The 24,529-nt window shown below is 65.5% G+C and carries 20 protein-coding genes; 7 read left to right on the top strand and 13 right to left on the bottom strand.

From position 1 onward, the window contains the following. Nucleotides 1-32: 32 nt before the first annotated feature. Nucleotides 33-2,264 (bottom strand): McrB family protein, encoded by a 2,232-nt coding sequence (locus tag ARTH_RS04425; RefSeq protein WP_011690727.1) that lies wholly within the window; start codon nucleotides 2,262-2,264, stop codon nucleotides 33-35. 146 nt (nucleotides 2,265-2,410) lie between these two features. Here ARTH_RS04425 and ARTH_RS04420 point away from each other — a divergent pair, with 146 nt between their 5' ends. Then, a complete protein-coding gene (locus ARTH_RS04420; RefSeq protein ID WP_011690726.1) occupies nucleotides 2,411-2,671 on the top strand; it encodes a PspC domain-containing protein in 261 nt (86 codons plus the stop codon). An 80-nt stretch (nucleotides 2,672-2,751) separates the two neighbouring features. On the opposite strand, the gene ARTH_RS04415 is transcribed toward ARTH_RS04420, so the two are convergent. The 4 genes from ARTH_RS04415 to ARTH_RS04400 form a co-directional block, all read right to left on the bottom strand. Further along, nucleotides 2,752-2,994, bottom strand: a complete 243-nt coding sequence (locus ARTH_RS04415; protein WP_011690725.1) for a membrane protein — start codon at nucleotides 2,992-2,994, stop codon at nucleotides 2,752-2,754. Between the two features lie 134 nt (nucleotides 2,995-3,128). Beyond that, nucleotides 3,129-3,545, bottom strand: coding sequence for an acyl-CoA thioesterase (locus tag ARTH_RS04410; protein WP_043430347.1), 417 nt, complete (start codon nucleotides 3,543-3,545; stop codon nucleotides 3,129-3,131). A gap of 53 nt (nucleotides 3,546-3,598) precedes the next feature. Beyond that, complete coding sequence (locus ARTH_RS04405) at nucleotides 3,599-5,641, bottom strand: ABC transporter ATP-binding protein (protein WP_011690723.1); 2,043 nt, start codon at nucleotides 5,639-5,641, stop codon at nucleotides 3,599-3,601. Then, nucleotides 5,638-7,371: an ABC transporter ATP-binding protein gene (locus ARTH_RS04400; RefSeq protein WP_011690722.1), complete on the bottom strand. Its 1,734-nt coding sequence runs from the start codon at nucleotides 7,369-7,371 to the stop codon at nucleotides 5,638-5,640. Before ARTH_RS04400 ends, ARTH_RS04405 begins: the two co-directional genes overlap by 4 nt. A gap of 425 nt (nucleotides 7,372-7,796) precedes the next feature. On the opposite strand from ARTH_RS04400, the gene ARTH_RS24045 reads away from it, so the two are divergent. Further along, on the top strand, nucleotides 7,797-8,573 hold the full coding sequence (locus ARTH_RS24045; protein ID WP_011690721.1) for a hypothetical protein: 777 nt from the start codon (nucleotides 7,797-7,799) through the stop codon (nucleotides 8,571-8,573). 80 nt (nucleotides 8,574-8,653) lie between these two features. Next, nucleotides 8,654-9,553, top strand: coding sequence for a class F sortase (locus tag ARTH_RS04390; protein WP_011690720.1), 900 nt, complete (start codon nucleotides 8,654-8,656; stop codon nucleotides 9,551-9,553). Between the two features lie 66 nt (nucleotides 9,554-9,619). Here ARTH_RS04390 and ARTH_RS04385 read toward each other — a convergent pair whose 3' ends face one another. The 6 genes from ARTH_RS04385 to ARTH_RS04360 form a co-directional block, all read right to left on the bottom strand. Next, a complete protein-coding gene (locus ARTH_RS04385) occupies nucleotides 9,620-11,755 on the bottom strand; it encodes an MFS transporter (RefSeq protein ID WP_011690719.1) in 2,136 nt (711 codons plus the stop codon). A 9-nt stretch (nucleotides 11,756-11,764) separates the two neighbouring features. Then, on the bottom strand, nucleotides 11,765-12,244 hold the full coding sequence (locus ARTH_RS04380; RefSeq protein WP_011690718.1) for a MarR family winged helix-turn-helix transcriptional regulator: 480 nt from the start codon (nucleotides 12,242-12,244) through the stop codon (nucleotides 11,765-11,767). Between the two features lie 200 nt (nucleotides 12,245-12,444). Continuing rightward, nucleotides 12,445-14,103, bottom strand: a complete 1,659-nt coding sequence (locus ARTH_RS04375) for a thiamine pyrophosphate-binding protein (RefSeq protein WP_011690717.1) — start codon at nucleotides 14,101-14,103, stop codon at nucleotides 12,445-12,447. Continuing rightward, nucleotides 14,100-15,188 carry an agmatinase gene (gene speB / locus ARTH_RS04370; RefSeq protein ID WP_043429419.1) on the bottom strand — a complete coding sequence of 363 codons (1,089 nt, stop codon included), beginning with the start codon at nucleotides 15,186-15,188 and terminating at the stop codon, nucleotides 14,100-14,102. The genes ARTH_RS04375 and speB overlap by 4 nt, the downstream gene beginning before the upstream one ends. A 127-nt stretch (nucleotides 15,189-15,315) precedes the next feature. Further along, a complete protein-coding gene (locus ARTH_RS04365; protein WP_011690715.1) occupies nucleotides 15,316-15,657 on the bottom strand; it encodes a P-II family nitrogen regulator in 342 nt (113 codons plus the stop codon). Further along, nucleotides 15,654-17,078, bottom strand: a complete 1,425-nt coding sequence (locus tag ARTH_RS04360; protein WP_011690714.1) for an ammonium transporter — start codon at nucleotides 17,076-17,078, stop codon at nucleotides 15,654-15,656. The genes ARTH_RS04365 and ARTH_RS04360 overlap by 4 nt, the downstream gene beginning before the upstream one ends. A 354-nt stretch (nucleotides 17,079-17,432) precedes the next feature. Between ARTH_RS04360 and ARTH_RS04355 the strand changes: the two genes are divergently transcribed. After that, nucleotides 17,433-19,409: an amino acid transporter gene (locus tag ARTH_RS04355; RefSeq protein ID WP_011690713.1), complete on the top strand. Its 1,977-nt coding sequence runs from the start codon at nucleotides 17,433-17,435 to the stop codon at nucleotides 19,407-19,409. 29 nt (nucleotides 19,410-19,438) lie between these two features. On the opposite strand, the gene ARTH_RS04350 is transcribed toward ARTH_RS04355, so the two are convergent. Next, entirely contained in the window at nucleotides 19,439-20,014 is a 576-nt protein-coding gene (locus ARTH_RS04350) for a helix-turn-helix domain-containing protein (RefSeq protein WP_011690712.1), read from the bottom strand. 296 nt (nucleotides 20,015-20,310) lie between these two features. Here ARTH_RS04350 and ARTH_RS04345 point away from each other — a divergent pair, with 296 nt between their 5' ends. Further along, nucleotides 20,311-21,834 carry a sodium:solute symporter gene (locus tag ARTH_RS04345; protein ID WP_011690711.1) on the top strand — a complete coding sequence of 508 codons (1,524 nt, stop codon included), beginning with the start codon at nucleotides 20,311-20,313 and terminating at the stop codon, nucleotides 21,832-21,834. A 124-nt stretch (nucleotides 21,835-21,958) separates the two neighbouring features. Here ARTH_RS04345 and ARTH_RS04340 read toward each other — a convergent pair whose 3' ends face one another. Further along, entirely contained in the window at nucleotides 21,959-22,195 is a 237-nt protein-coding gene (locus ARTH_RS04340; RefSeq protein ID WP_011690710.1) for a hypothetical protein, read from the bottom strand. A gap of 259 nt (nucleotides 22,196-22,454) precedes the next feature. Here ARTH_RS04340 and ARTH_RS04335 point away from each other — a divergent pair, with 259 nt between their 5' ends. Both ARTH_RS04335 and ARTH_RS04330 read left to right on the top strand, forming a co-directional pair. Beyond that, nucleotides 22,455-23,618, top strand: coding sequence for a VIT1/CCC1 transporter family protein (locus tag ARTH_RS04335; protein ID WP_011690709.1), 1,164 nt, complete (start codon nucleotides 22,455-22,457; stop codon nucleotides 23,616-23,618). Beyond that, nucleotides 23,618-24,526: a matrixin family metalloprotease gene (locus tag ARTH_RS04330; protein WP_011690708.1), complete on the top strand. Its 909-nt coding sequence runs from the start codon at nucleotides 23,618-23,620 to the stop codon at nucleotides 24,524-24,526. The genes ARTH_RS04335 and ARTH_RS04330 overlap by 1 nt, the downstream gene beginning before the upstream one ends. Nucleotides 24,527-24,529 lie beyond the last annotated feature (3 nt).

Raw genomic sequence — 24,529 nt, 5'->3', positions numbered from 1 at the left:
GCGCCACTCCGTTGTTGGCGGGCAACAATCCGTTAGCGGGACGCAAGGCGGCCCAGCAGCTGCTCGAGTCCGAAGCGCTCCTGCAGCTGGGCCCGGTTCAGCTGACCGTGGTAATGCTCTTCCAGGAGCGGCATGAGCTCGTATTTCCAGATCCGGCGCAGGCCCGCGGGAGTCTGGGCTGCCTTCTTCATGAAGTAGGACGGGCCGATCATGAGGTCGCGGTCCCATTCGTCAATCGCGTCGTTGAGGGCGTCCAGGAGGAGGGCCGGGGTGGTATCCAGGTTCCGGGCCTGCAGGAAGCGGAGCAGGGAGCCCTTCACCGGTTCGGTTTTGGGGTGCAGCTCAATGAAGGAGAAACGCCGGCGGATGGCGGCGTCCATCATGGCGATCGACCGGTCCGCGGTGTTCATGGTGCCGATGATGTACAGGTTATCCGGGAGCGTGAACGGTTCGTTGGGGCTGTACTGCAGGTAGATGCGGTCGTCGCGGTACTCCAGCAGGAAGTACAGCTCACCGAACACCTTGGCCAGGTTGGCGCGGTTCATCTCATCGATGATCAGGAAGTAGGGCTTGTTTTCGTTGCCGGGCTTGGCCGCTTCTTCGGCAAGGCGGCGCAGCGGGCCGGCGACGAGCTTGAAGGACACCTGTCCTTCGTCGGTCTTGTCCGGCCGGAAGCCCTCGAAGAAGTCCTCGTAGGCGTAAGAGGGGTGGAACTGCACCAGCTTGACGCGTTCATCGGTGCTGTCCCCGGCAAGTTGGGCGGCCAGGTGCTTGGCCAGGTAGGTCTTGCCCGTTCCGGGCGGGCCGTAGAGAACCAGCTGCCGGTTCTCCTCCAGGAGTTCCGCGATTTCCTGCAGCGGTTCGAGCTCCATGTGCAGGGACGCCGCGAACTCCTCCGTCAGCGGGCGGAATCCCTCCGGAACCGTTTCGACGACGGCGGCCGGCTCGGCGGCGTCGTCGGCCTCCGCTTCCGCTTCGGCGGGCAGCAGCGCCTGCAGCGCCTGCACTACCCGCGTTACGTCCACGATGACCCCCGGAGTAGTCAGCTGGCGCTGCACGTGGCGGGGCAGGTCGGCCATGCTGTGGGCGTCGTCGAACCAGCGGACCTTGCGGCGCATCCGGCGGTTGTCCTCGTTGTGCTCCGGCTCCCCCAGGACCCCGCCCAGACGGACAACGCCGGCGTGCTGGTACAGGACCAGGTCCCCCGGCTTCATCACTGTGAGGAAGGCAAAAACCGCAGTCTTGTTGTCCTCGCGCTCCACGTAGCCCAGGTGCTTGTAGTCCTCGTCGACTGCGTGCTGCACGACGCCTGCGGTGACGCCCGCGTCCAGGAGGCGCAGATGCTCGACGTCGAGCGTCACCTTCTCCTCCCCGTGCCATGCCGCCAGGAGGTCCTTGACGTCATGGTGCGTGCGCAGGAGCCACGCGCGGCGGCCCGGATCGCCCACCTTGCGCCACTGGCTCACGAGCTGGCGGGCATACCAGTCGATCCGCTGGCCGGCCTGCTTGTCCAGGTAGAGGCGGATGCGGTGGATATCGGCGGTGATCTCCGCTTCGCTGTCACCCTTCGCGCCGCCCACGAGGGACGCGAAGGCATCCCTGATTTCCTGCCGCTCCACGTCCGCAACAACCGGTTCGAAGTAGCTCGGCCAGGCAAGGTATTCGATGCTGCGGCGGATCGCCGGCTGGTCATCCGGTGTCCCGGACGCAAGCTGATGGAACACGAGCGGATCCCTCAGGGCCTTGGCCATGGCATTCGTGGACTGCTGGTCAACGTGCTGCACGAAACGGCACAGCCACTTCAGGTGGTCCCAGATGGTCCAGTTGAATTCGGCGGTGCGGTCACGGATGACACCGTGATCCGTCATGCCTTCGTACAGCTCATCCGGCAGTTCCAACGGCGGTTCCAGCCAGGAGGCAGCCTCGGCCACCCGGGCACGCTTGACCTTCAGCGACTTGACCTCATGGGCCAGCGGCAGCGACTGCAGGAAGAGCAGCTCAACCGCCAGCTGCTTGGCCGGGCGGGAGGCATCGGCAAGGTTTTGCCGGAGGTTGGTCATCATCGGCGCCTTGGAGTCCGCCACGCCCCGCTCCAGCCGCTCCAGCAGCTCCGAGGCGGCTGCAGTGGTCCACGTCTGGGTCCGTCCGTCCAGCGCTGACGGCTTTCCCTGCAGGCCGGCCCCCAGGACAAACCACGCCGCGTCCTCGATCTCCTTGGAGATTCCGGGGGCGCGGGTCATGGCAGGCTTCGCGTTGGGGGTCATGTCTTCAAATTTACAGGGTTAACCTGAACGGCAGCACCACGGGATTCGTCAGGTTACTGTCCGGTAGCACGCGCGTGCCTCATGGCTTTCGGCCCTACCTCCGGGGAGGGAACGGCCATAGGCTGGCGCCACATAAGGAGCGTGCCATGACTTTTCAAGACCTCACCCGGAAGATGTTCACGGCCATCCGGGGAACCGGGCTCAGCCGCGGACCGGACAGGTGGCTCGGCGGGGTGTGCGGCGGAATAGCCGCCAAATTGGGCGTGGACCCCAATGCAGCCAGGATGGTCTTCCTAGTCCTGTCCCTGGTGCCTGGCCCCGCCGTCACGTTCTACATTTGGGCCTGGATCCTGCTGCCGGACAGCACCACTAACCGCATCTACCTGGAGTCCTGGCTCAACAGTTGATCCGGGGGCGGTGAATTGCGGGGACTTTACCGGCGCCGGTACGCCAAGAGCGCTTTCCGGCGCCGGTCCAGCCAGCGGCGCTAGCCGGCGGCGGGCAGGTTCTTTCGCCCGAAAGCGAAATAGCTCCCCGGACCGACGAAGTTGATCAGTGTGATGGCGCGCCACATCGCCTTGCTGCCACGGATCTGCTCCGCGGGCCGGCGGGAAATGTCGCGCTGGGCTGCGATCAGGAGGGAGAGCTGCACGGCAGCTGCCACCAGGGTCCCGACCCGTGCGAGCGGCGGCATTTCCTTCCAGGACTTCTTCTTTTTCTTCGTGGCCATGGCTGATGCTCCCTGATTCCGTTGGTGCGGCTGGACTGGTTCGGTTGATGACTGCCGTTTGGTGCTTCTCGTACGGGCGGTCATGTAGTGACGATACTAGGGAAGCAGCCCCGCCCTAGGTAGGGGCTTTGGGCTCAGGCCCTGAACGGCTCCAGCCGCTCCTTCTGCTCGGAAGTCAGACGAAGCACCCTGCCGGTGGCCTCGTCCACGAAGGCCAGGTGGGTGGTGGCCTTCACGCAGTCCTCCCGGGTCACGGGGTCCTGCAACAGGTAGTGGATGTCGAAGCTGGCGCCTTTGACGGCGCCGATCCACAATTGGACCACTGCCGGCACGTTCCGGTATTCGAGAGTCTTCACGTAGCGGATCTTGTGCTCCACCACCAAGGCCATGGTGCCCTCTTCAACATCGTTGAAGAGGGACACCTGCGGCGCCACGCCTGGCAGGCCGGCGCCGCGGGGCGGTCCGAAGGCAGCAATGCGGGCTTCTTCAAGGATCCGCACGATCTGGACATTATTGATGTGGCCGTAAGCGTCCATGTCTCCCCAGCGCATGGGCACCTGGACTTCGATGCGCCGGCCGCTTGGCACGGTCCGGCCGGCGGCGCTCAGCTGCGCACCGCCGTCGAGTCTTCCGCCGAGTCAGCCAGGGCCGCCTCCGCGTCTTCGCCCGCGAACTGGGACATGTAGAGCCGGTAGTAGGCGCCCTTGTGGTCCAGGAGGTCGTGGTGGCTGCCCTGTTCCACGATCCGTCCGGCTTCCATCACCAGAATGGTGTCGGCGTCGCGGATGGTGGACAGCCGGTGCGCAATCACAAAGCTGGTGCGGTCCGTGCGCAGGGCCGCCATGGCCTTCTGCACCAGGACTTCCGTGCGCGTGTCCACCGAGCTGGTTGCCTCGTCCAGGATGAGCAGGGACGGGTTGGCCACAAATGCCCGGGCGATGGTGATGAGCTGCTTCTCGCCTGCGCTGACGTTGTTGCCTTCCTCATCGATGACCGTGTTGTAGCCGTCCGGCAGTGCCCGGACGAACCGGTCCACGAATGTTGCCCGGGCGGCCTCCATGACCTGGTCCTCGGTGGCGTTGAGGTTCCCGTACCTGATGTTGTCGTAGATGCTGCCACCGAACAGCCAGGCGTCCTGCAGGACCATGCCCACCTTTGCCCGTAGTTCGGAACGGCTCAGGTGGGTGATGTCTACGCCATCGAGCGTGATGCTCCCCGAATTGAGCTCGTAGAACCGCATCACGAGGTTGACCAGCGTCGTCTTGCCGGCGCCGGTGGGGCCGACGATTGCGACGGTATGCCCGGGCTGGGCTGTGAAGGAAAGGTCCTCGATCAGGGGCTTGTCCGGCGAATAGCTGAAGGTCACATGCTTGAACTCCACGTGGCCGTCGGTCTTGGCGGGCAGGTGCTCGGTGGCGGTCTCGGCGTCCTGCTCCTCCGCATCCAGGAATTCGAAGACACGCTCCGCGGAGGCCACGCCGGACTGCAGCATATTGGCCATGCCCGCCATCTGTCCCAGCGGCTGGGTGAACTCCCGGGAGTACTGGATGAACGCGGTGGCGTCGCCCAGGCTCATGCCGCCGGAAGCCACCCGCAAGCCGCCCACCACTGCGATGCCAACGTAGCTGAGGTAGGAGAGGAACTGCATGACCGGCATGATCATGCCGGAGACGAACTGGGCTCCGAAACTGGCCTTGTAGAGGGCTTCATTCCGTTCGTCGAAGCGTTCCAGCATGTCCGCGTCACGGCCGAACACGCGCACCAGGTCGTGGCCGGAGAACGATTCCTCGATCTGGCCGTTGAGCTGGCCGGTGTTCTTCCATTGCGCGGCGAACAGCTTCTGGCTTCGCGAGCCGATGATGCCGGCTGCCACGCCGGACAGCGGCAGGGCCACCAGGGCGATGAGGGCCAGCTGCCACGACACGATGAACATCATGATCACAATGCCGATCACAGTCAGCGCGGAACTGAGCAGCTGCGCGAAGGCCTGCTGCAGCGCCTGCTGGATGTTGTCGACGTCGTTGGTGACACGGGAAAGCGTGTCACCGCGTTGGCGGGTGTCGAAGTAGTTCAACGGCAGCCGGTTGAGCTTTTTCTCGGTATCGTCACGCAGTTTGCGGACCACACGCATCACCAGCACGTTCAGGACGTAGCCCTGCAGCCAGGTGAAAATGTTCGCCACGAAGTACATCACCAGCACAACGCTGATGAGGAACGACAACTTCTGGAAGTCGATCCCCACCCCCGGAATGAGTTCCATCTTGGAGATCATGTCCGCGAAGTTGTTTTCGCCTTGGGCGCGCAGCCCGTCGACGAACTGGTCCTTGCTGACTCCGGAGGGCAGTTGTTTTCCCACCACTCCCCCGAAGATGACGTCCATGGCCTGCCCCAGGATCTTGGGGGCAATGACGTTGAGGACGACGGCGACCGTCACCATGGCCAGCACGACGGCGATACCGGCGGACTCTGGTTTCAGCAAACCCATCAGGCGCTTGGCGGAGGGCCAGAAGTGCTCTGCCTTCTTCGCGGGCGCCCCGCCGAACATGTCGCCGTCGGCCTCGGTGGGCTTGTATTCCTCTTCGTAGAAGTCTTCGTCTTCCGCGGGAACCGGTTCCTGGCCGGCGGCGAGTTTTTCGTTGGTGCTCATGCCACTTCCTCCGCGGTCAGCTGCGACTCGACAATTTCCTGGTAAGTGGTGGAACTCAGCAGCAGTTCCTCGTGTGTTCCGCGGTCCACGATCCGGCCGTTGTCCAGCACCAGGATCTGGTCGGCGTCGGCAATGGTGGACACCCGCTGTCCCACAATGATGACCGTGGCATCCGCCGTCTTGGCTTTGAGTGCGCGGCGAAGCCGGGCGTCCGTGGCGACGTCGAGCGCCGAGAACGAATCATCGAAGAGGTACACCTTGGGCCGGGTCACCAGCGCCCTGGCGATGCACAGGCGCTGGCGCTGGCCTCCTGAGACGTTGGTGCCGCCCTGGGCGATCCGGGAACCAAGACCGTTCTTCTTTTCCCGGACGAAGTCGGCAGCCTGGGCCACGGTGAGCGCGTCCCACAGCTCCTCGTCCGTGGCCTCGGTCTTGCCGAAGCGCAGGTTGTGCTCGATGGTCCCGGAGAAGAGGTACGGCCGCTGCGGCACCATGGCCACACGGCCGGTGATTTCGGAGCGATCGAGGTTGGTGATGGAAACGCCGTCGAGCAGTACCTCGCCGGACGCGACATCGTACAGCCGCGGCAGCAGTGACAGCAGGCTGGTCTTGCCGGCGCCGGTCGACCCGACGATGGCCACGGTCTGGCCGGGCTCGGCAGTGAAGCTGATGTCGCTCAGGACGGGTTCTTCAGCCCCGGGGTAGGCGAACGAGACGTTGCGGTATTCCACGCGTCCGGTCCGCTGGCCCGGCGCCACCGGTGCCGTCGGTTCGTGGATGGAGGGTTCGACGTCGAGTACCTCACCAATGCGGTCCGCGCAGACCGAGGCGCGCGGAATCATCATGGCCATGAACGTTCCCATCATGACCGCCATGAGGATCTGCAGCAGGTACTGCAGGAAGGCTGTCAGGGAGCCCACCTGCATTTCGCCGGCGTCCACTCGCTGGCCGCCGAACCACAGCACGGCGGCTGTGGAGACGTGGAGGATCATGCCGATGGCGGGGAACATCAGGACGAACAGCGCGCCGATCTTCAGGGAGACGTCGGTGAGTTCGCGGTTCGCCTCGCCAAAACGCTGCGTCTCGTGCGGTTCGCGGACGAAGGCCCGGACCACTCGGATGCCGATGATCTGCTCGCGGAGAATGCCGTTGATGCGGTCGATTTTCGTCTGCATGGAACGGAACAGCGGCATGAGGCGGACAACGAGGTATCCCACCACGGCAACCAGCACCGGCACGGAAACCCACACGAGCCAGGACAGGCTCAGGTCCTCACGCAGCGCCATGAAGATGCCGCCGATGCACATGATGGGTGTGGCCACCATGAAGTTCAGCCCCATCAGCATGAGCATCTGCACCTGCTGGACATCGTTGGTGCCACGCGTGATCAAGGTTGGCGCACCGAAGACGTTGACGTCCTTGGCCGAAAAGCTGGTCACCTTGCGGAAAACGCCGCGCCGCAGGTCACGGCCGAACGCCATCGCCGCCTTGGAGCCGAAGTACACACCGGCGATGGCGGTGGCCACCTGGACCAGCGCCACACCGAGCATGAGCCCGCCCGTTCGCCAGATGTAGTCGGTGTCCCCACGGGAGACTCCCTCGTCGATGATCTGTGCGTTCAGGCTGGGAAGGTAGAGGGCCGCGATAGTGGATGCCAGCTGGAAAAGAATGACTGCCGCGATATACGGCAAATACGGCTTGGAGTAGCGCCGTATGAGGGTGACAAGCATGCCCGGGAGTCCTTTGGGAAGTGCGCGAAGTGAGTGCAGGAAGTATTACCAGCGGGGGCTGACATTCTCAGCCTTCCCACTCTACGAAATCCGTTGCCTATGCGAAACAACGCCCGCTAAATATCATCCGAAGGGCGTATCGATGTTGTAGAAACCAAAGCTTCCCACGTGTCCCTTGTTACGGGTGAAACGGGTGTCATCCCTCGGTTCCAAGGGGTCCGGCTGTGAAAAACGGGTACCCGGTCAAGTACCGGCTACTCGCGACTACTCCCGTGCCTGGGGCCTAGCGTGAAGGGGTCAGTTAGTTGACAACTCTGCAGGAGAGTCGCAGGTGATCTGGGCATCTACGAAAAACGGACGGCTCTTCCATGTGCCTCCCGTTCCCGCAGTCTGGTCAGTCCCCAATGATCCAGATGGAGAATCCCATGAAGAGAATCCTCGCAACTGCCGGAATCGCAGGCATTGCATTAATCGGCGTCACGGCTCCGGCAAATGCCGGCGACAAGGGCGATGACGACAGCAAGAAAGTCAGCATTTGCCACGCCACCGGCTCGGAATCGAACCCCTACGTTCACATCACGGTCAGCGAAAACGCGGTGAACGGAAATGGCGGGCATGCTTCGCATGAAGGCGACCTGATTCCGGCACCGGCATACGGCTGCCCGGGCGGCAAGGATGATGATGATGACGACCACGACTCGGGCCACGGCCCGGACAAGGTCACCATTTGCCACGCCACGGGATCCGAAAAGAACCCGTACGTCGTTATCACGATTCCGGAAAAGGCCTGGTGGAATGGCCACAAGGACGGACACAACGGCCGCGCCGACATCTACCCGGTCCCCGCCGGTGGTTGCGTCGCAGAGGAAGAAGAGGAAGAAAAGCCGCCTGTCGTTGTACCGCCCGTTGTTGTCCCGCCGGTTGTGACACCGCCGGAAGTGACGCCTCCGGAGGTGGTTCCGCCAGCAGTGACACCGCCAGCTGTTACGCCGCCGACGGGAGCCGCAGCGGCACCGGTCGGGGCAGCGGCAGCAGTAGTACCAGTGGTCAACCGCGGGTTCAACGCCCAGACGGCTGCCGGAAGCCAGCCGGACAGCGGAATGCCGGCTTGGTTCGGCGGCCTTGCGGCCCTCCTTGGGGCAACGGGGCTGATTGCCCTGAGGCAGCGGGGACGCCTGCAGGACGCGCCCGGATCCAAGTAAGGCCGGTCCTGCGGTGAGGACGGGCATCGGCCACCACGGTGCGATGCCCGTCCAACACCACTCTCCCTGGAGGAGTTCCGATGTTCGTCCCCGGCCACAAGCCCGCAGACAGCCCGCCCCCTGGCAGCCGGACCGCTGCCCAGAAGACGGGCGGGAACCGCACCCCTGACCATGAGGCCGGCGAGCGCCGGCACCCAGATGGCTGGCGGCTCCAACCCCTGCGGGAGAAATTCCCGTCGCTCGGGCGCCGTTCGCTCAACCGTGGCGACCGTCTTTTGCTGCTCGCCGGCGTCGTGGCTTTCTTCGTCCTGACATTCCTGCCGGGAATCGTGTCAGCCGGAAACACCTCCGGCGGCGCCGGACTCCATTTGGAAGCTGCGCCGTATTCACGGGCCGCCACCCCGGCTTCACCCGGCCATGCCGTAACGCCTGATACCTTCGCCTGGAGCGGCAAGGGCTCGGCGGCGGCGGGCGGCAAGCGCGCCCCCGCCGCCGCGGCACAGCCACCGCCGCAGGCCGTTCCCAGCTACCCGCCGGCTGCGGCTCCCACCAGGATCGTGTACCCGGCGGCCGGGTTGGACGTCACCATCCATCCGCTCACTCCGACGCCGGAGGAGCTGGACTCCCAGGCGATTGTTCCGCCGATCACCGTGGACGGCTATTGGGTGACAAACTTCGGCATGCCCGGCGCCGGGTCCACCAACACCACGTACATCCTGGGCCACAGCTGGGAGGGCCGCGACGCTCCGTTCAACCGGCTCAGCGCCGCGAGCGTCCCGGGGGACATTTTCGAAGCCAGCACAGCCACCGGAACCATGCGGTACAGGGTGGAGTCCGTGGACACCTACGTGAAGTCGAGCCTGAAGGACAGCCCGATCTGGACCGGCGTTCCCAACCGGCTTGTCCTGATCAGCTGCTACACCGAGGATCCCTGGGGCAAGAACGTGGTAGTCGTCGCCTCCCCTGTCCCGGAGCCATGACGACGGCGACGGCGGCACCCAGCCGCCGTCGCCGTCGCACCGTGTGTGTTTGAACGGTGCCCGTGCTTACTCGCTGCGGTGCCGTCCGTGCGTTGCGATGTAGTCCGCCGCCGCCCGCTGCAGCTTCCGTTCCTTGGCCACCCGGCGCCGGAGGGTGGTGAGCTGCCCGCTGATGCGTGACTGCTCGGCAGCGATCTCCCGCTGTTCCGCCGACTGCTCCTGGACGGCGCGCAACGCCTCGGCCAACTGGAGCTGCTGCTCCGCGAGCAGCTGCTGGGTCTGGAGCAGGAGGGGCACGACGTCGGCGGGTTCGGGCCGCGGCTGAGCCATCATGGTCCGGGCACGCGACCGGTAGCCTTCCCTCGCCCCGGCCGGGGCGTCGCCGCCGAGGCTGCCATTTCCCTCTCCGGATATCTCCCGGCCCTGCCTTGCCGCGTCCGGGAAGCGTGACTCGTGGGCGCGCTGCCTACTGAGGACTTCGATGAACTCCCGGTCAAGGTCCACAACGCCGGTGCTGCCGGCATTCCCGGTTGCAGCGCCGTCCACGGCAGCGGTATTCGCGGCAGCGCCGTTCGCGGGCCCGGCACCGTTGGCGGATGCAGCCGGCACGATGTCCACAGTCCGGCGCAGCGGCTGTTCTTTGATGAAGAGGATCGCCACAAGCGCGATGATGCCGATCACCGCGGAGATCAGGAAGATCTCGGCCGTCGCGTCGCCGTAGGCCGCCCGCATGATGTCCCGGATCGGGGCGGGCATGTCCTGGAGGTCCATGCTGGCTCCGGCCGACCCGCCGGTGGCCGGAATTCCAGCCGCGGCGAGCCCTTCAGTGGCAAGTTCCTTGACACGGTTGGCCAGCACGGCGCCGAGTACGGATACTCCGATCGCGCCGCCCACCGAACGGAAGAAGGCCACGGAGGCGCTGGCGGTCCCGATGTCGGTGGCGCGGACGGTGTTCTGTACCGCCAGTACGAGGTTCTGCATCAGCAGGCCGAGCCCGAGGCCCAGAACGGCCGTGTAGAGGCCGGTAAGCCAGAGTTCGGTGGTGTGGTCGATGGTTCCGGCCAGTCCCAGTCCGCCGATCAACAGGATGGAGCCGGCAATAAGGTAGCGCTTCCACTTTCCGGTGCGGCTGATCAGCTGGCCTGACAGGACGGAGCCGATGAGGTTGCCGGCGATCATGGGCAGCGTCAGCAGGCCCGCTTCGGTGGGGGTGGCCCCGCGGGCCACCTGGAAGTACTGGCCCAGGAAGGCGGATGACCCGAACATGCCGACACCTACTGCGACGGAAGCCAGGATGGCCAGGGCGGTGGTGCGTTCGCTGATGATTTTGAGCGGGATGATGGGCTGCTCAACCCTGGACTCCACCACGACTAGAAGGGCCAGGAGCAGCACGCCGCCGCCCACCATGGCGGCAGTCTGCCAGGACCACCAGTCGTAGTACTCCGGGTTGCCGGCGAATGAGACCCAGATCAGCAGCAGGCTGACGCCGGAAGTGAGCAGGATGGAACCCAGCCAGTCGATCTTCGCGTGGCGCTTGACGTGGGGAAGCTTCAGGGTGATCTGCAGCAGGATGAGTGCGATGACTGCCAGCGGGACACAGACAAAGAAGGTCCAGCGCCAGCCGAGCGGGCTGTCCACAATGAAGCCGCCCAGCAGCGGGCCGCCGGCGGTGCCCACGGCCATCACGCCGCCCATGTACCCGGAGTACTTACCGCGGTCCCGGGGCGGGATGATGGAACCGATGATGGCCTGAGCAAGCGCCGTGAGTCCGCCCATGGCGACACCCTGGATAACGCGGGCCGTCAGCAGCAGCGGGATCGTTTCGGACAGGCCCGCCATGACGGAGCCGGCCACGAAGATCACAATGCTCAGCTGGACGAGCACCTTCTTATCGAAGAGGTCGGCGAGCTTGCCCCAGATCGGCGTGGTGGCGGCGTTGGCCAGCAACGCTGCGGTGATCACCCAGGCGAAGTCCGTCTGGGTGCCTTTGAGCTCGGACATGATCGTCGGCAGCGCGTTGGCCACGATGGTGCTGCTGATGATCGCGGTGAAGAAGGCGGCCAGCAGGCCGGTGAGGGCCTCCATGATCTGGCGGTGGCTCATCGCGGCTTGGGGTGCCGGTGCCTGCGGCTGCGGGGATGACTGCGGCGGTGTAGTAGACGGGGCCCGGGACGGACCGGTGGCTGTAGCGTGGCTTGCCATGTGCAGCTCCTAAACGAGTGGAATGATTTCGGTGGATCCGGCCGTCTTTGCCCGGGCTGAGTCCCTAAGGGATTCAGCAAGTTTTTTCAGGGTTTTCGCGGTTTCTTCGGCGTCGATCTCGCTCCAGTCCTGCAGGTAGCCCTGGAGTGTTGCCGTGCGCTGCTGTTCGATTTCGTGCAGCTTGGCCGCACCAGCCTCCGACAACGCCACCAGCTGCGCACGCCCGTCCTCCGGATCGGGCCGGCGGACAACGAGGCCATGCTCTTCAAGATCGGCTATGTGCCGGCTCAGGACGGGAGCGCTGACACCGAGCCGTGCGGCGAGGTGCGTGGCCCTGGACTCCCCCTCCCCCACGAAGCGGAGGACGCCCTGGAGCGCCACCCCGGTTTCCTGCCCGCGCATGTTCGAGACTGCAACGCAGCGGACCGCTCGTTGGAGGTCGAAGATCTGGTAGACGAGATCGGCCGCGGTTTCTGGTGCAACTGCCATGCTAAATAAACCCCTTTGCTTGCCTAAGGCAACCATATCGCAAAATGGTTGCTTTGGGAAACTAAGGAAGAATCGGGCCGGGTGCGGCTGGGGGCGATTGGCACCTTAAACGCCAAGCGCGAACTGGCAGCTAATACCCTCAAATTTGCTTTGAGAGGGCACTAGCTGCCAGTTCGCGCTCGGTTGTCGTGGGAGTTGGGTCAGACGCCCAGGTGGGTGGGGCCGAACATCTTCAGCAGGGTTTCGACCACGACGACGTTCGGTCCGTCCGCCGCGAAGCCCGCCTTCAGTGCGTCCCCCACATTCTCCGGGGCCACCCGGACGGCCGGGACACCGAAGGCTTCGGCGAGTTTGACGAAGTCGGGCCGGGCCAGTTCGGTGGCGGTGGCCTTGCCGAAGGCGCCCACCATGTACTCGCGGAGGATGCCATAGCCGCCGTCGTCCACGATCAGCCAGGTGACCGGGACGTTGTGCTGCTTGGCGGTGGCCAGTTCGGAGATGGAATACATGGCCGAACCGTCACCGGACACTGCGAGCACACGCCCGGGCATGCCCGTTGTCTCCAGCCCCACGGCCCCCCCGATGGCCGCGGGGAAGCCGAAGCCCAGTCCGCCGGCGCCCTGGGCGGAATGGAACTGGCCCTCGCGGGCGTCCCAGCAGCTCCAGCCCCAGTACGCGGAAATGGTCATGTCCCAGAAGGTCTGCATGTCCGCCGGCACCGCCTCGCGGATGTCCGCCATGAACTTCAGTTCCTTGCCGAGGTCCTGGGACTCCAGCCGGGCTTTGACCTTGGCCAGGGATTCCCTGACCAGCGCTTCGGGTGATGCACCGTGCCAGTCGGGCCTGGTTTCGTCAGGCTCGACAACCAGGGCGGCATCCAGCGCGGCGAGGGCCTGGCCGGCGTCGGCGCGGATGCCCAGGCCGGGCCGGTTGGACTCCAGGACCCGCGGTTCGGCGTCGATCTGGATGATCCGGCCGCGCGGCTCGAACGTGAAGTAGTTGGACGTGACCTCGCCGAGGGAGGAACCGATGACGATCAGAACGTCCGCATCCTCGAGCAGGTCCGTCATGTATCGGTCCTCGATCCAGGACTGCAGCGAGAGCTCATGGTTCCACGGGAACGCGCCGTTGCCGCCGGGGGTGCAGATCACCGGCGCCCGGAGCTTTTCGGCAATCGAGAGCAGCGATTTCTCGGCCCGGCCGCGGCGCGTGCCGCCGCCCGCGATGATGGCCGGACGTTGCGCCGTCGACAGCCATTTCACGGCCTCGCGGACAAGCTCCACCCGCGGCGGGTTGTCCGCCGCTTCGGCGAGGGCGTCCTCAACCGGCGGGACCATGATGGGATCCAGCAGCACGTTCTGCGGGATCTCCAGCCAGACGGGGCCCTGCGGCGAGGAAATCGCCTCTGTCCAGGCATCCTGTATGGCCGAGGGGATCCCGGATGCGTGCTGGATCAACCGCTGGCTCTTGGTGACATTCGCGGCCGAGGCCTTCTGGTCATCGAGCTGGTGCAGCATGCCCTTGCGGCGCGCACCGAGTCCGTCCAGCGGAATCTGGCTGGCCACCACCACCATGGGCACACCCGTGGCGTAGGCTTCCTGCAGCCCCGCCAGGGACGTCAGCGCGCCCGGACCGGTGGACAGGAACAACACGCCCACCTCGCCCGTGGCACGGGAGTAGCCGTCCGCGGCGAAAGCCGAGTTGTTTTCCACCCGCGAGGACACGAAGTGCAGGTTTCCCCGGCCCATCGCATCGAAAAGGCCCAGCGCGTGCTGGCCCGGGATGCCGAAGACTGTCTTCGCCCCCAGTGCTTCAAGGGTTTCGACGACGAGGTCCCCGCCGTTGCGGACGCCGGTCACGGGGAGACGCCGGTTTCGACGCGCTGGGCAGCCGCCGCGGCGAAACCTGCCTGGCGCCGTTCTCCCTGCCCGAGGGCCTGCGCGGCGTAGCCGTTGGCGGCGCCGAACCTGTTGCCCTCGACGGCGGAGTCCGCCATCAGGGTGACGAGTTCGTAGGCTACATGGCTGGCCGCGACTCCGGTGATTTCGGCGTGGTCATAGGCCGGAGCCACCTCCACGATGTCCGCACCCACAAGGTTCATGCCGCGGAAGCCGCGGATGATCTCCAGCAGTTCACGGCTGGTCATGCCGCCGGCTTCCGGCGTGCCGGTGCCCGGCGCATGCGCGGGGTCCAGGACGTCGATGTCAACGGAAATGTACAGCGGCCTGTTGCCGATGCGGTCGCGGACCTTGGCCACGGTTTCCAGGACGCCCTGGTAGTAAACATCCGCGGAAGTGACGATGCCGAAGCCGAAGCGGTGGTCGTCGTCGAGGTCTTTCTTGCCGTACAGCGGGCCGCGGGTGCCGATGTGGCTGATGGCCTCGGTATCCAGGATGCCTTCCTCGACAGCGCGGCGGAACGGCGTGCCATGGGTATATTCGGCTCCGAAGTAGGTGTCCCAGGTGTCCAAGTGGGCATCGAAGTGCAGCATGGCCACCGGTTCACCGGCGCGCTCGGCGGCGGCCCGCAGCAGCGGCAGCGCAATGGTGTGGTCCCCGCCGAGGGTGACCAGCTTGCTGCCGCCTGCGGTCAGGTCGAGGGCATTCTGCTGGATGGTTTCGATGGCCTCATTGATGTTGAACGGGTTGACGGCCATGTCTCCGGCGTCCGCGACCTGGACGTTTTCGAAGGGGCTGACGTCCCACGCGGGGTTGTAGGGGCGCAGCAGCCGGCTGGCCTCACGGACATGGTTGGCGCCGAAGCGGGCACCCGGGCGGTAGGAGACGCCGGAATCGAAGGGCACTCCCACCACCGTGATGTCCGCCTTGGCCACCTGGTCCAGCCGGGGCAGGCGGGCGTAGGTTGCGGCCCCTGCATAACGGGGAATACGGGATGAATCGATGGGGCCAAGGTTGCCGTTGGCCTCGATGCGCAGCTCTTCCAAAGGAACGCCTCTCCTTCGAGGATGGATCGGTAGTGTGACACCCATCATACACGGTGGTTTCCCGATGTGCATCAAGTGTTTACCAAACCTACCCGCTGCCGAGCCGCTGCTGCTGACCCCGCGCCGCTTAGTCGATGGCCGAGGGGCCTCGCTCCCCCGTCCGCACCCGGACGGCGTCGGAAACGGAAACGGTCCAGATCTTTCCGTCACCGAAACGGCCGGTGCTGGCCCCGGCTTCGATGGCCGCCATCACGCCGTCCATGGCCTCCTCCGTCACCAGCACCTCCACCCGGACCTTCGGCAGGAGGTCCGAGTTGTATTCGGTTCCCCGGTAGACCTCCACATGGCCTCGCTGCTGGCCATAGCCGCTTGCCGGGCTCACCGTCATGCCGTTGACCCCGAACCCCTCAAGGGCGGCCCGGACCGTCTCAATCTTTTCCGGCCGGACGATGGCCGTGACGAGTTTCATGTCCGCACCCTGCCCCGCTCATGCTGGCTCTGCTCCGTGCCGGCCGCGACAGTTTCCGCGCCAGGATCGGCCGCGTCGGCCGCAACGGACTTGCCGTGCTGTTCGCCGGGGTGGAAGGTCCCGCCCACCATGAGCAGCTCGTAGGCAGTTTCGGCATGCTCGGTGACGTCGATGCCGGAGCGTTCGTTGGCTTCGGACACCCGCATGCCCATCGTCTTGTGGATGGCGTATCCGATCAGCGTGGTCATGATGGCGCTCCAGGCTGTGACGATCAGCGCCGTGAGGACCTGCGGCCAGAACTGCGTCAGGCCCCCGCCGTAGAAAAGCCCGCCCTCGGTCTTCGCGGACGGCACGGCGAAGAATCCCAGCGAGAGCGTGCCCCACAGCCCGCCAACGAAGTGCACTGCCACCACGTCAAGGGAGTCGTCGAGGCCGATCCGGAACTTGAGGCCCACCGCGAGCGCGCAGACTGCGCCCGCCACGGCCCCGATCAGGATGGCGCCGACAGGATCGACGAAGCCGCAGGCCGGGGTGACTGCGACCAAGCCCGCCACAGCCCCTGATGCGGCACCGAGGGAAGTGGCGTGGCCGTCCCGGAGCCGCTCGACAAGCAGCCAGCCCAGCAGCGCCGCGCTGGTGGCCAGCAGGGTGTTGGTCCAGGCCAGCCCGGCGATGGCATCGGCGGCTAGTTCAGAGCCTGCGTTGAAGCCGAACCAGCCGAACCACAGAAGCCCGGCTCCGAGCATCACGAACGGCAGGTTGTGCGGGCGGATGTTGGGGTCCTTCATGAATCCAAGGCGCTTCCCGAGCACGACGGCGAGCATCAGCCCCGCGATGCCCGCGTTCATGTGCACGACGGTTCCGCCGGCGAAGTCGAGCGCCGAGATTTTGCTGCCCACGATGCCCGTGGCGCCGAAGAGCCCGCCGCCCCACACCCAGTGCGCGATCGGAGCGTAGACGAGGGTCACCCATAAGGCGGCGAAAAGCAGCCACGGTCCGAACCTGACCCGCTCGGCCACGGCGCCACTGATCAGCGCGACAGTGATGATGGCGAACGTAGCTTGGAACCCGATGAAGACCATGTCCGGGAGTCCGGGTGCCTTGCCGCCGATGCTGCCGGCCAGTCCGCTCAGCCCGGGGTTGGTGAATGGATCCCCGACGAGCCCGGCCATGGTGTCGGGCCCGAATGCCAGCCCGTAGCCCCACAGCGCCCAGACGACGGCAACAACGCCCATGGCGCCGAAGCTCATCATCATGATGTTCAGGACGGATTTCATCCGTACCAGGCCCCCGTAGAAGAAGGCCAGGCCGGGCGTCATCAGCAGAACCAGGGCGGAAGCAGCCAGCATCCATGCCGTGGCGCCTGGATCGAGTGCCGTGGGATCCACTGCCATTCCCACATTGAGTAGAGAGATGTTCATTTTGGGAGCCTTCCTCAAGAAGAAGTGGCGCTCCTGGGCGCCGACTAAGGCGAGACCATTCAAAACACTGGGACAAGCGGATCGTTCCCCGAATCCGACGCTACAACGGCGGTGTTTCCGCCATTGCCAAGATGTTTTTCGGGGAGGTTAAACAGCAGCTCCGGGCATGAATCCTGCGTTTCCGGCAGGTTTCCGATACGTGACGTACATCTCACCATGGCGTGACTGCCGTCACAGGGGCCGTAAAGGTTTCGTTAAAGCCGGCATCCCCCGCGCTTTCCCGGGCCTACGCTCCAATCAGGAGCAGCACCCCTGACCGCCGACGGCCGAAGGTGCGCTGCGTGAAAGGATACCGTGACCACGCTCACCAGGCCGCCGGCCGACCCCTCGGACAGGTTCACCCGCAAGCCCCACCGACTGCGGAGCTGGCTGCTGGAGGGCATGCCCGAAGGATCCGGCAAACGCCAGGGGCCGCACGGCCAGCCGCAGGCGAACCACACCCCCCAGCCCTGGTGGAAAGTCATGTGCCTCACCGGCGTCGACTACTTCTCCACTCTTGGCTACCAGCCGGCCATTGCCGCACTCGCCGCTGGAATGGTCTCCCCGCTTGCCACCGTGGTCCTGGTGGCGGTGACGCTCCTCGGCGCGCTTCCGGTGTATCGCCGGGTGGCCTCGGAGAGTCCCCGCGGCGAAGGCTCCATCGCCATGCTGGAACGGCTCCTGCCACGATGGGGCGGCAAGCTGTTCGTCCTGGCGCTCCTGGGATTCGCCGCCACGGACTTCATGATCACCATCACCCTCTCGGCAGCGGATGCCAGCGCCCACGCCATCGAAAACCCGTTCGCCCCGGACTTCCTGCACGGCCAGGAAGTGGCCATCACGCTGGCACTGATTGCCGGCCTGGGCATAGTATTCCTCCGCGGTTTCAAGGAAGCCATCAACGTGGCCGTCATCCTGGTGGCAGTATTCCTGCTGCTTAACGCGGTAGTGGTGCTGGTGGGCATCGCGCATGTATTCAGCGAAGCCCACGTTGTCACCGACTGGTGGGCCGCCCTCAACCAGCAGCACGGCAACCCGCTGGTGATGATCGGCATCGCGCTGCTGGTCTTCCCCAAACTCGCCCTTGGCCTGTCCGGCTTCGAAACGGGAGTTGCCGTCATGCCCCAGATCCAGGGCAGCCCGGACGACACTGAAGCAAAGCCCGACGGCCGGATCCGCGGCGCGCACAAGCTCCTGACCACTGCCGCCCTGATCATGAGCGGGTTCCTCATTGCGTCCAGCTTCATCACCACGTTCCTGATCCCGGCCGCTGAGTTTCAACCGGGGGGCAAGGCCAACGGCCGCGCCCTGGCCTTCCTGGCCCACCAGTACATGGGCGACGGTTTCGGGACCGTGTACGACATCAGCACCATCGCCATCCTCTGGTTCGCCGGGGCGTCCGCGATGGCGGGGCTCCTCAACCTGGTGCCGCGCTACCTTCCACGCTTTGGCATGGCGCCGGCCTGGACCCGCGCCGTGCGGCCGCTGGTACTCGTGTTCACCGCCGTCGCCTTCCTCATCACGGTGGTGTTCGAGGCCAACGTCGAAGCACAGGGCGGCGCATACGCCACCGGCGTGCTGGTGCTGATGACCTCCGCATCCATCGCCGTCACCTTGTCCGCCCGGCGCCGACACCAACGCGGCCGGACGTTCGCCTTCGGTGCGATCGCCGTCGTCTTCCTCTACACAACGGTGGCGAACGTAGTGGAGCGCCCCGACGGCCTGAAGATCGCGGCGTTGTTCATCCTCGGCATTGTGGTGGTCAGCTTCGCATCCCGCGTCCGGCGGTCGTTCGAACTTCGCGCCACCCACATCCGGCTTGACGAACGGGCCCTGGAGTTCATGGCAGCCAACGAAGAGGGGCCCATCCGGCTGATTGCGCACGAACCCAAACACCTCAGCGCAGCGAGGTACCGGGCCAAGCTGGAACATGCCCAGCTGGCCAACCACCTGCCCGTGGACAGCGATGCCATTTTCATCGAGATCCTGGTGGACGACAGTTCAGACTTCGAACAGGAGCTCATGGTCACCGGGAAAATCCGGCACGGCTTCCGCATCCTTGAGATCCATAGCAACAACGTGCCCAACACCCTGGCGGCCGTCCTGCTCCACCTCCGTGACGTCACGGGCCTGATGCCGCATATCTACTTCCGCTGGACCGAGGGCAACCCGCTGACCAACCTGACCCGGTTCCTGTTGTTTGGCGAGGGTGAGATCGCCCCTGTGACCCGGGAAGTGCTGCGCGAGGCCGAGCCGGACGTCACGCGCCGGCCCTGGGTCCACGTCGGCTAGCCGGCCGCGCCGGAACAGCCCCGCCGCGTTTAGCGGCTGGCGGCGGGGACCAGCACCCAGAGGACCTCGACGGCGTCGTCCGTGGGGTTGACCCAGGTGTGGGGCTCCCGGCCGGGGAACGTCACAGTGTCGCCGGTGCTGAGCTCGTATTCCTCGTTGGTCAGGATCAGCCGGATGCGGCCCCTGATCACGTGCAGGACGTCGACATCGCAGTCAACTGCGTAGAGTTCGGATTCCCCGCGGCCGCGCGGTTCGATCACGGCCTGGATGATCTGGACGCGCCGTTCGGAGCGGGCGGTGAGGAGGCGCTCGATGATGCCTTCGCCGCCCAGCGAAATCCGGGGCCCCTCGTCTTTCTTGGTGAGGTGCGTTTCCGGTGCCGCAAAAAGGTCGCCGATGGAGATCGAGAGCACCTGGCAGAGGGTCACGAGGGAAGCCACCGACGGCGAGGTCAGGTCGCGTTCCACCCGGCTGAGGAATCCCTTGGTGAGGCCCGTGGCGTCTGCGACCTGCTCGATAGTGAGCCGCTGTGACTGGCGGGCAGCGCGGATGCGCGAACCGATGGCAACTGGAATGTTGCTCGGTTCAACTGGTAGAGCCTTCATTTACGAACCTTTCGCAGCCGGCCGCACGGCCCCATCGCTGGAGCCATACTAGCGGGATACCTACCGTGTGACGCCGGAACGGGACACGGTGTCAATCCGCCTTGACTGTTACGCGGATCACAACATACCCTTTGGGCAACAAGAGTTGTCTATTAGGCAATCACATCGAAACCACGGCATTACCCACAGGGATCTCCCCTGTATCCCCGTCTCTCCAGCAGGCGGATTCCGGCATGGCCAAGGCGCCGCCCGCGGATTCCTGCCCTGCTGCCACTACGCTCCAAGGAGCCATCAACATGGACGCAAACTTCGTCAACATCGCCATCGTGGTGGTGTACCTGATCGCCATGCTGGCCTTCGGCTGGTGGGGCAAATCCCGCACCAAGAACAACAGCGACTTCCTGGTGGCCGGCCGCAGGCTTGGCCCCTTCCTCTATACCGGGACCATGGCGGCCGTTGTCCTCGGCGGCGCCTCAACGGTGGGCGGTGTGGGCCTCGGCTACAAGTTCGGCATCTCCGGCATGTGGCTCGTGGTGGCCATCGGGTCCGGAGTGCTCCTGCTGAGCCTGCTCTTCGCCGGCACCATCCAGAAGCTGAAGATCTACACGGTGTCCCAAATGCTGACGCTCCGATACGGCAGCCGCGCCACCCAGACCTCAGGAATCGTGATGCTGGCCTACACGCTGATGCTCTGCGCCACCTCCACCGGGGCCTACGCCACCATCTTTGTGGTGCTGTTCGGCTGGGACCGCGCCCTCGCCATCGCCGTTGGCGGGGCGATCGTCCTGGTGTACTCCACCATTGGCGGCATGTGGTCCATCACCCTTGCGGACCAGGTCCAGTTCGTCATCAAGACGGTGGGGATCTTCCTCCTGATGCTCCCCTTCACGCTTAATGCAGCCGGAGGCCTGGACGGCATCCGCAGCCGCGTCGAGGACAGCTTCTTCCAGATCGACGGCATCGGGATCCAGACCATCATCACGTACTTCGTGGTCTACACCCTCGGCCTCCTGATCGGCCAGGACATCTGGCAGCGCGTCTTCACCGCCAAGACGCCCACCGTGGCACGCTGGGGCGGCGCAACGGCCGGCATCTACTGCATCCTTTACGGTGCGGCCGGCGCCCTGATCGGCCTGGGTGCGCGAGTGGCCCTCCCGGAGATCGACGTCGCAAACCTCGGCAAGGACGTTGTCTATGCCGAGGTGGCCCAGAACCTGCTGCCCGTCGGCATCGGCGGACTGGTGCTCGCAGCAGCCGTAGCGGCCATGATGTCCACCGCCTCCGGCGCCCTGATCGCGGCGGCAACCGTGGCCCGTGCCGACGTCCTTCCGTTCGTTGCCAGCTGGTTCGGCAAGGACATCAACACCGATGACACCGACAACCCCGAGCACGACGTCAAGGCGAACCGCATGTGGGTCCTTGGCCTTGGCATCGTGGCCATCCTCATCGCCATCATCACCAAGGACGTCGTGGCAGCCCTGACCATCGCCTACGACATCCTGGTGGGCGGACTCCTGGTCGCGATCCTTGGCGGACTCGTCTGGAAACGGGGCACGGGCGTGGCCGCGGCGGCATCCATGGCGGTAGGCACGGTGGTAACACTCGGCACCATGATCTACCTGGAGATCAATGCCGCGGCGCCGCTGGACGGCATCTACGCCAATGAGCCGATCTATTACGGCCTGCTGGCGTCAGGCATCGTCTACGTGGTGGTGTCCGTGGCAACCAAGCCCACCGACCCCCGGGTCATGCGGAACTGGCAGGAGCGCGTCGCCGGCAACGTCGACGAAGAAGAGCCGGCTCCGGCTCTGGTCAACTAACACCGGTCAATTAACGCCAGTCAACTGATCCCGGCAAAACAATGCACGACGCCGGTGCCTCCCCTCCGCGGGGAGGCACCGGCGTCGTTCATTTTATGGATCGGTTGTATAGGGATGGGAGCCCTCACTCGTTTTCCTCAGGCTCTAGGAATTCTTCCCCGCCCAGGGGCACCACGGGTTTCTCATCGCCAAGGAAATCGTCCTCGCCCAGCGGAACAAGACGGCCGGCCTCTTCGAGCAGTTCCTCTTCCTCCGTCTCTGCTGCGTCGTCGATGGGAGCGTCATCGGCAAAATCGTAGGCGGGATCCGATTCGAGGGTGTCCCGTTCCGGCTGGATGGGGTGTGATCCGTTCGTGTCCATGGTGCAAACCTCCGTCTCTGGTTATGCGGCCAGGGGTGGGGCTACGGAAGCACCTGCCCTGGCAATCATCACAGCACCGGCATGCGGCCCGGTCAATAGCCCGTCAAAACACCTCCGCCGAAGCCATCGGTTGGAGGCCGCATTTGAGGGCTGCCTAAACTTCCGGGTGAGGAATGCCGGCCGAAAATCCGCGTAAATCCGCGGTACGCTGGATCTGCAATGGGGCCGAAACCATGCCCCATCTAGCCCAGGAGTGTCCGTGTCTCAGCACGCTAAATCTGACCATGATCGTGCCCTTCCCGCCGACCGTACGGCAGCAGGCGCACCCGAAACACCCGAAGGCAGCGCAACCCCGGCCGACATTAAGCGGTGGCGCCAATACCTCGCCGACGAACGGGCCGAGGCCCGCGTTTACCGCGAGCTGGCCCAGAACCGCAGCGGCGAGGAGCGGGACATCCTTCTGGCCCTGGCCGAGGCAGAGGGTCGACACGAAGCCCACTGGCTCCAGCTCCTCGGGGATCACGCAGGGAAGCCACGGCAAGCGTCCCTCCGCAGCCAGCTACTGGGATTCCTCGCCCGGCATTTCGGTTCCGTGTTCGTCCTGGCCCTGGCGCAACGCGCCGAGGGCCGCTCCCCCTATGCTTCGGACCCGTCGGCCACGCCCGCCATGGTCGCCGACGAACAGATCCACGAGGAAGTAGTCCGCGGGCTCGCCACCCGCGGCCGCAACCGCCTGGCGGGTTCCTTCAGGGCTGCCGTGTTCGGCGCGAATGACGGCCTGGTCAGCAATCTTTCCCTGGTCATGGGTATGGCTGCGTCCGGCGTCGGCAGCCAGGTGGTTCTCCTGAGCGGTGTGGCCGGACTCCTTGCGGGCGCATTGTCCATGGGCGCCGGCGAATTTATCTCCGTCCGCTCACAGCGGGAGCTCCTGGCCGCAACGCGGCCCACCCAGATCACCCTGTCCGCTGCCCCGCGGCTGGACCTCGAGCACAACGAGCTGCTGCTGGTGTACCTGGCCCGCGGCATGTCCCGGGAAGCCGCCGAACACCGCGTGGCGGAACGGACGGGCATGCTGGATTGCGACTGCGACCCCAGCCTGTCGCTCCAGCCTGAACTCCCCGACGCCGAGGACCAGCACGAAGCCGTGGGCACGGCGTGGAGTGCAGCGGCATCGAGCTTCTGTTTCTTCGCCTCCGGCGCCATCATTCCGATCATCCCGTTCGTCCTTGGCATGACGGGCGTGGCGGCGCTTGCCGTTTCCGCCGTTCTGGTGGGGATGGCCCTCCTGCTGACCGGCGGCGTCGTCGGCCTGCTGTCCGGCACCTCTCCGACCAGCCGCGGTTTCCGGCAGCTGGCCATCGGCATGGGCGCGGCCGCCGTCACCTACCTCCTCGGAATGGCGTTCGGCGCGGTGGTGGCCTAGTGGAGGGTCCGCAACCGCGGCAACGCCGGCCGAGGCATGCGGGCCGGCTGGGCACGCCGGCCCGGATCCTGCGCACAGCGGCACTCACCGCCTTGATCGCCGCGGCAGCTTTCACGGCGGCCGGGCTGTTTTACGGAGATCCCCGTGTTGTGGGGCTCTTCCAGTTCCGCAACAGCAATGTCCCCGACGGACAGGCCGCGGAGCAGCAGCCGGGGGTCGTCGCGGAGAGTGTCAACGCGGACGCGCCTCCCCCGGGGCTCGAGGAAGCGGACTCCCCCTTGGGAACGGCGGAGGAACCGCCCTCACGCAGTGATTCCTACAAGTTCCTGGCCACGAACGACGACGGGACGCCCGTGGGCTATTCACCCTGCCGTCCGCTGCACTACGTCGTCAATGCCGGGCTGGCGCCCGCGGGTGCGGAAGATCTGGTGGAAAACGCCATTGGCACGATTTCGCGCGCCACGGGTATCCGGTTCATCTACGACGGACCCTCCACCGAAGCACCCGCCGAGGAACGCGACCCCTACCAGCCCGAAACGTATGGCGAGCGCTGGGCGCCGCTCCTCATCGCGTGGACCACCCCGGAGGCCGCACCGAAACTGAAGGGGCAAGTGATCGGCACCGGAGGCAGCACCCACTACAGCTTCGACGGCGGCCCGAAGACCTTCGTGACCGGCAGCCTGGACCTCGACGCCCCGCAGATCACTGGCGAACTCGAGCGACCGCAAGGCTCTGCCTACGCCACAGCCGTGATCCTGCACGAGCTGTCCCATGTGATGGGGCTGGAGCATGTCGATGACCCGCGGCAGCTCATGTATCCGGAGATCGGTACTCCGGAGGGCCTTGCCGCCGGCGACCTCAACGGCCTCTACCAGCTGGGCAAGACCACCTGCCGCAAGGACCTTTAGCCC

Origin of the sequence: Arthrobacter sp. FB24, from assembly GCF_000196235.1 — a bacterium.
Classification (GTDB): Bacteria; Actinomycetota; Actinomycetes; order Actinomycetales; family Micrococcaceae; genus Arthrobacter.
This window is presented reverse-complemented; position numbering and strand designations above follow the sequence as displayed.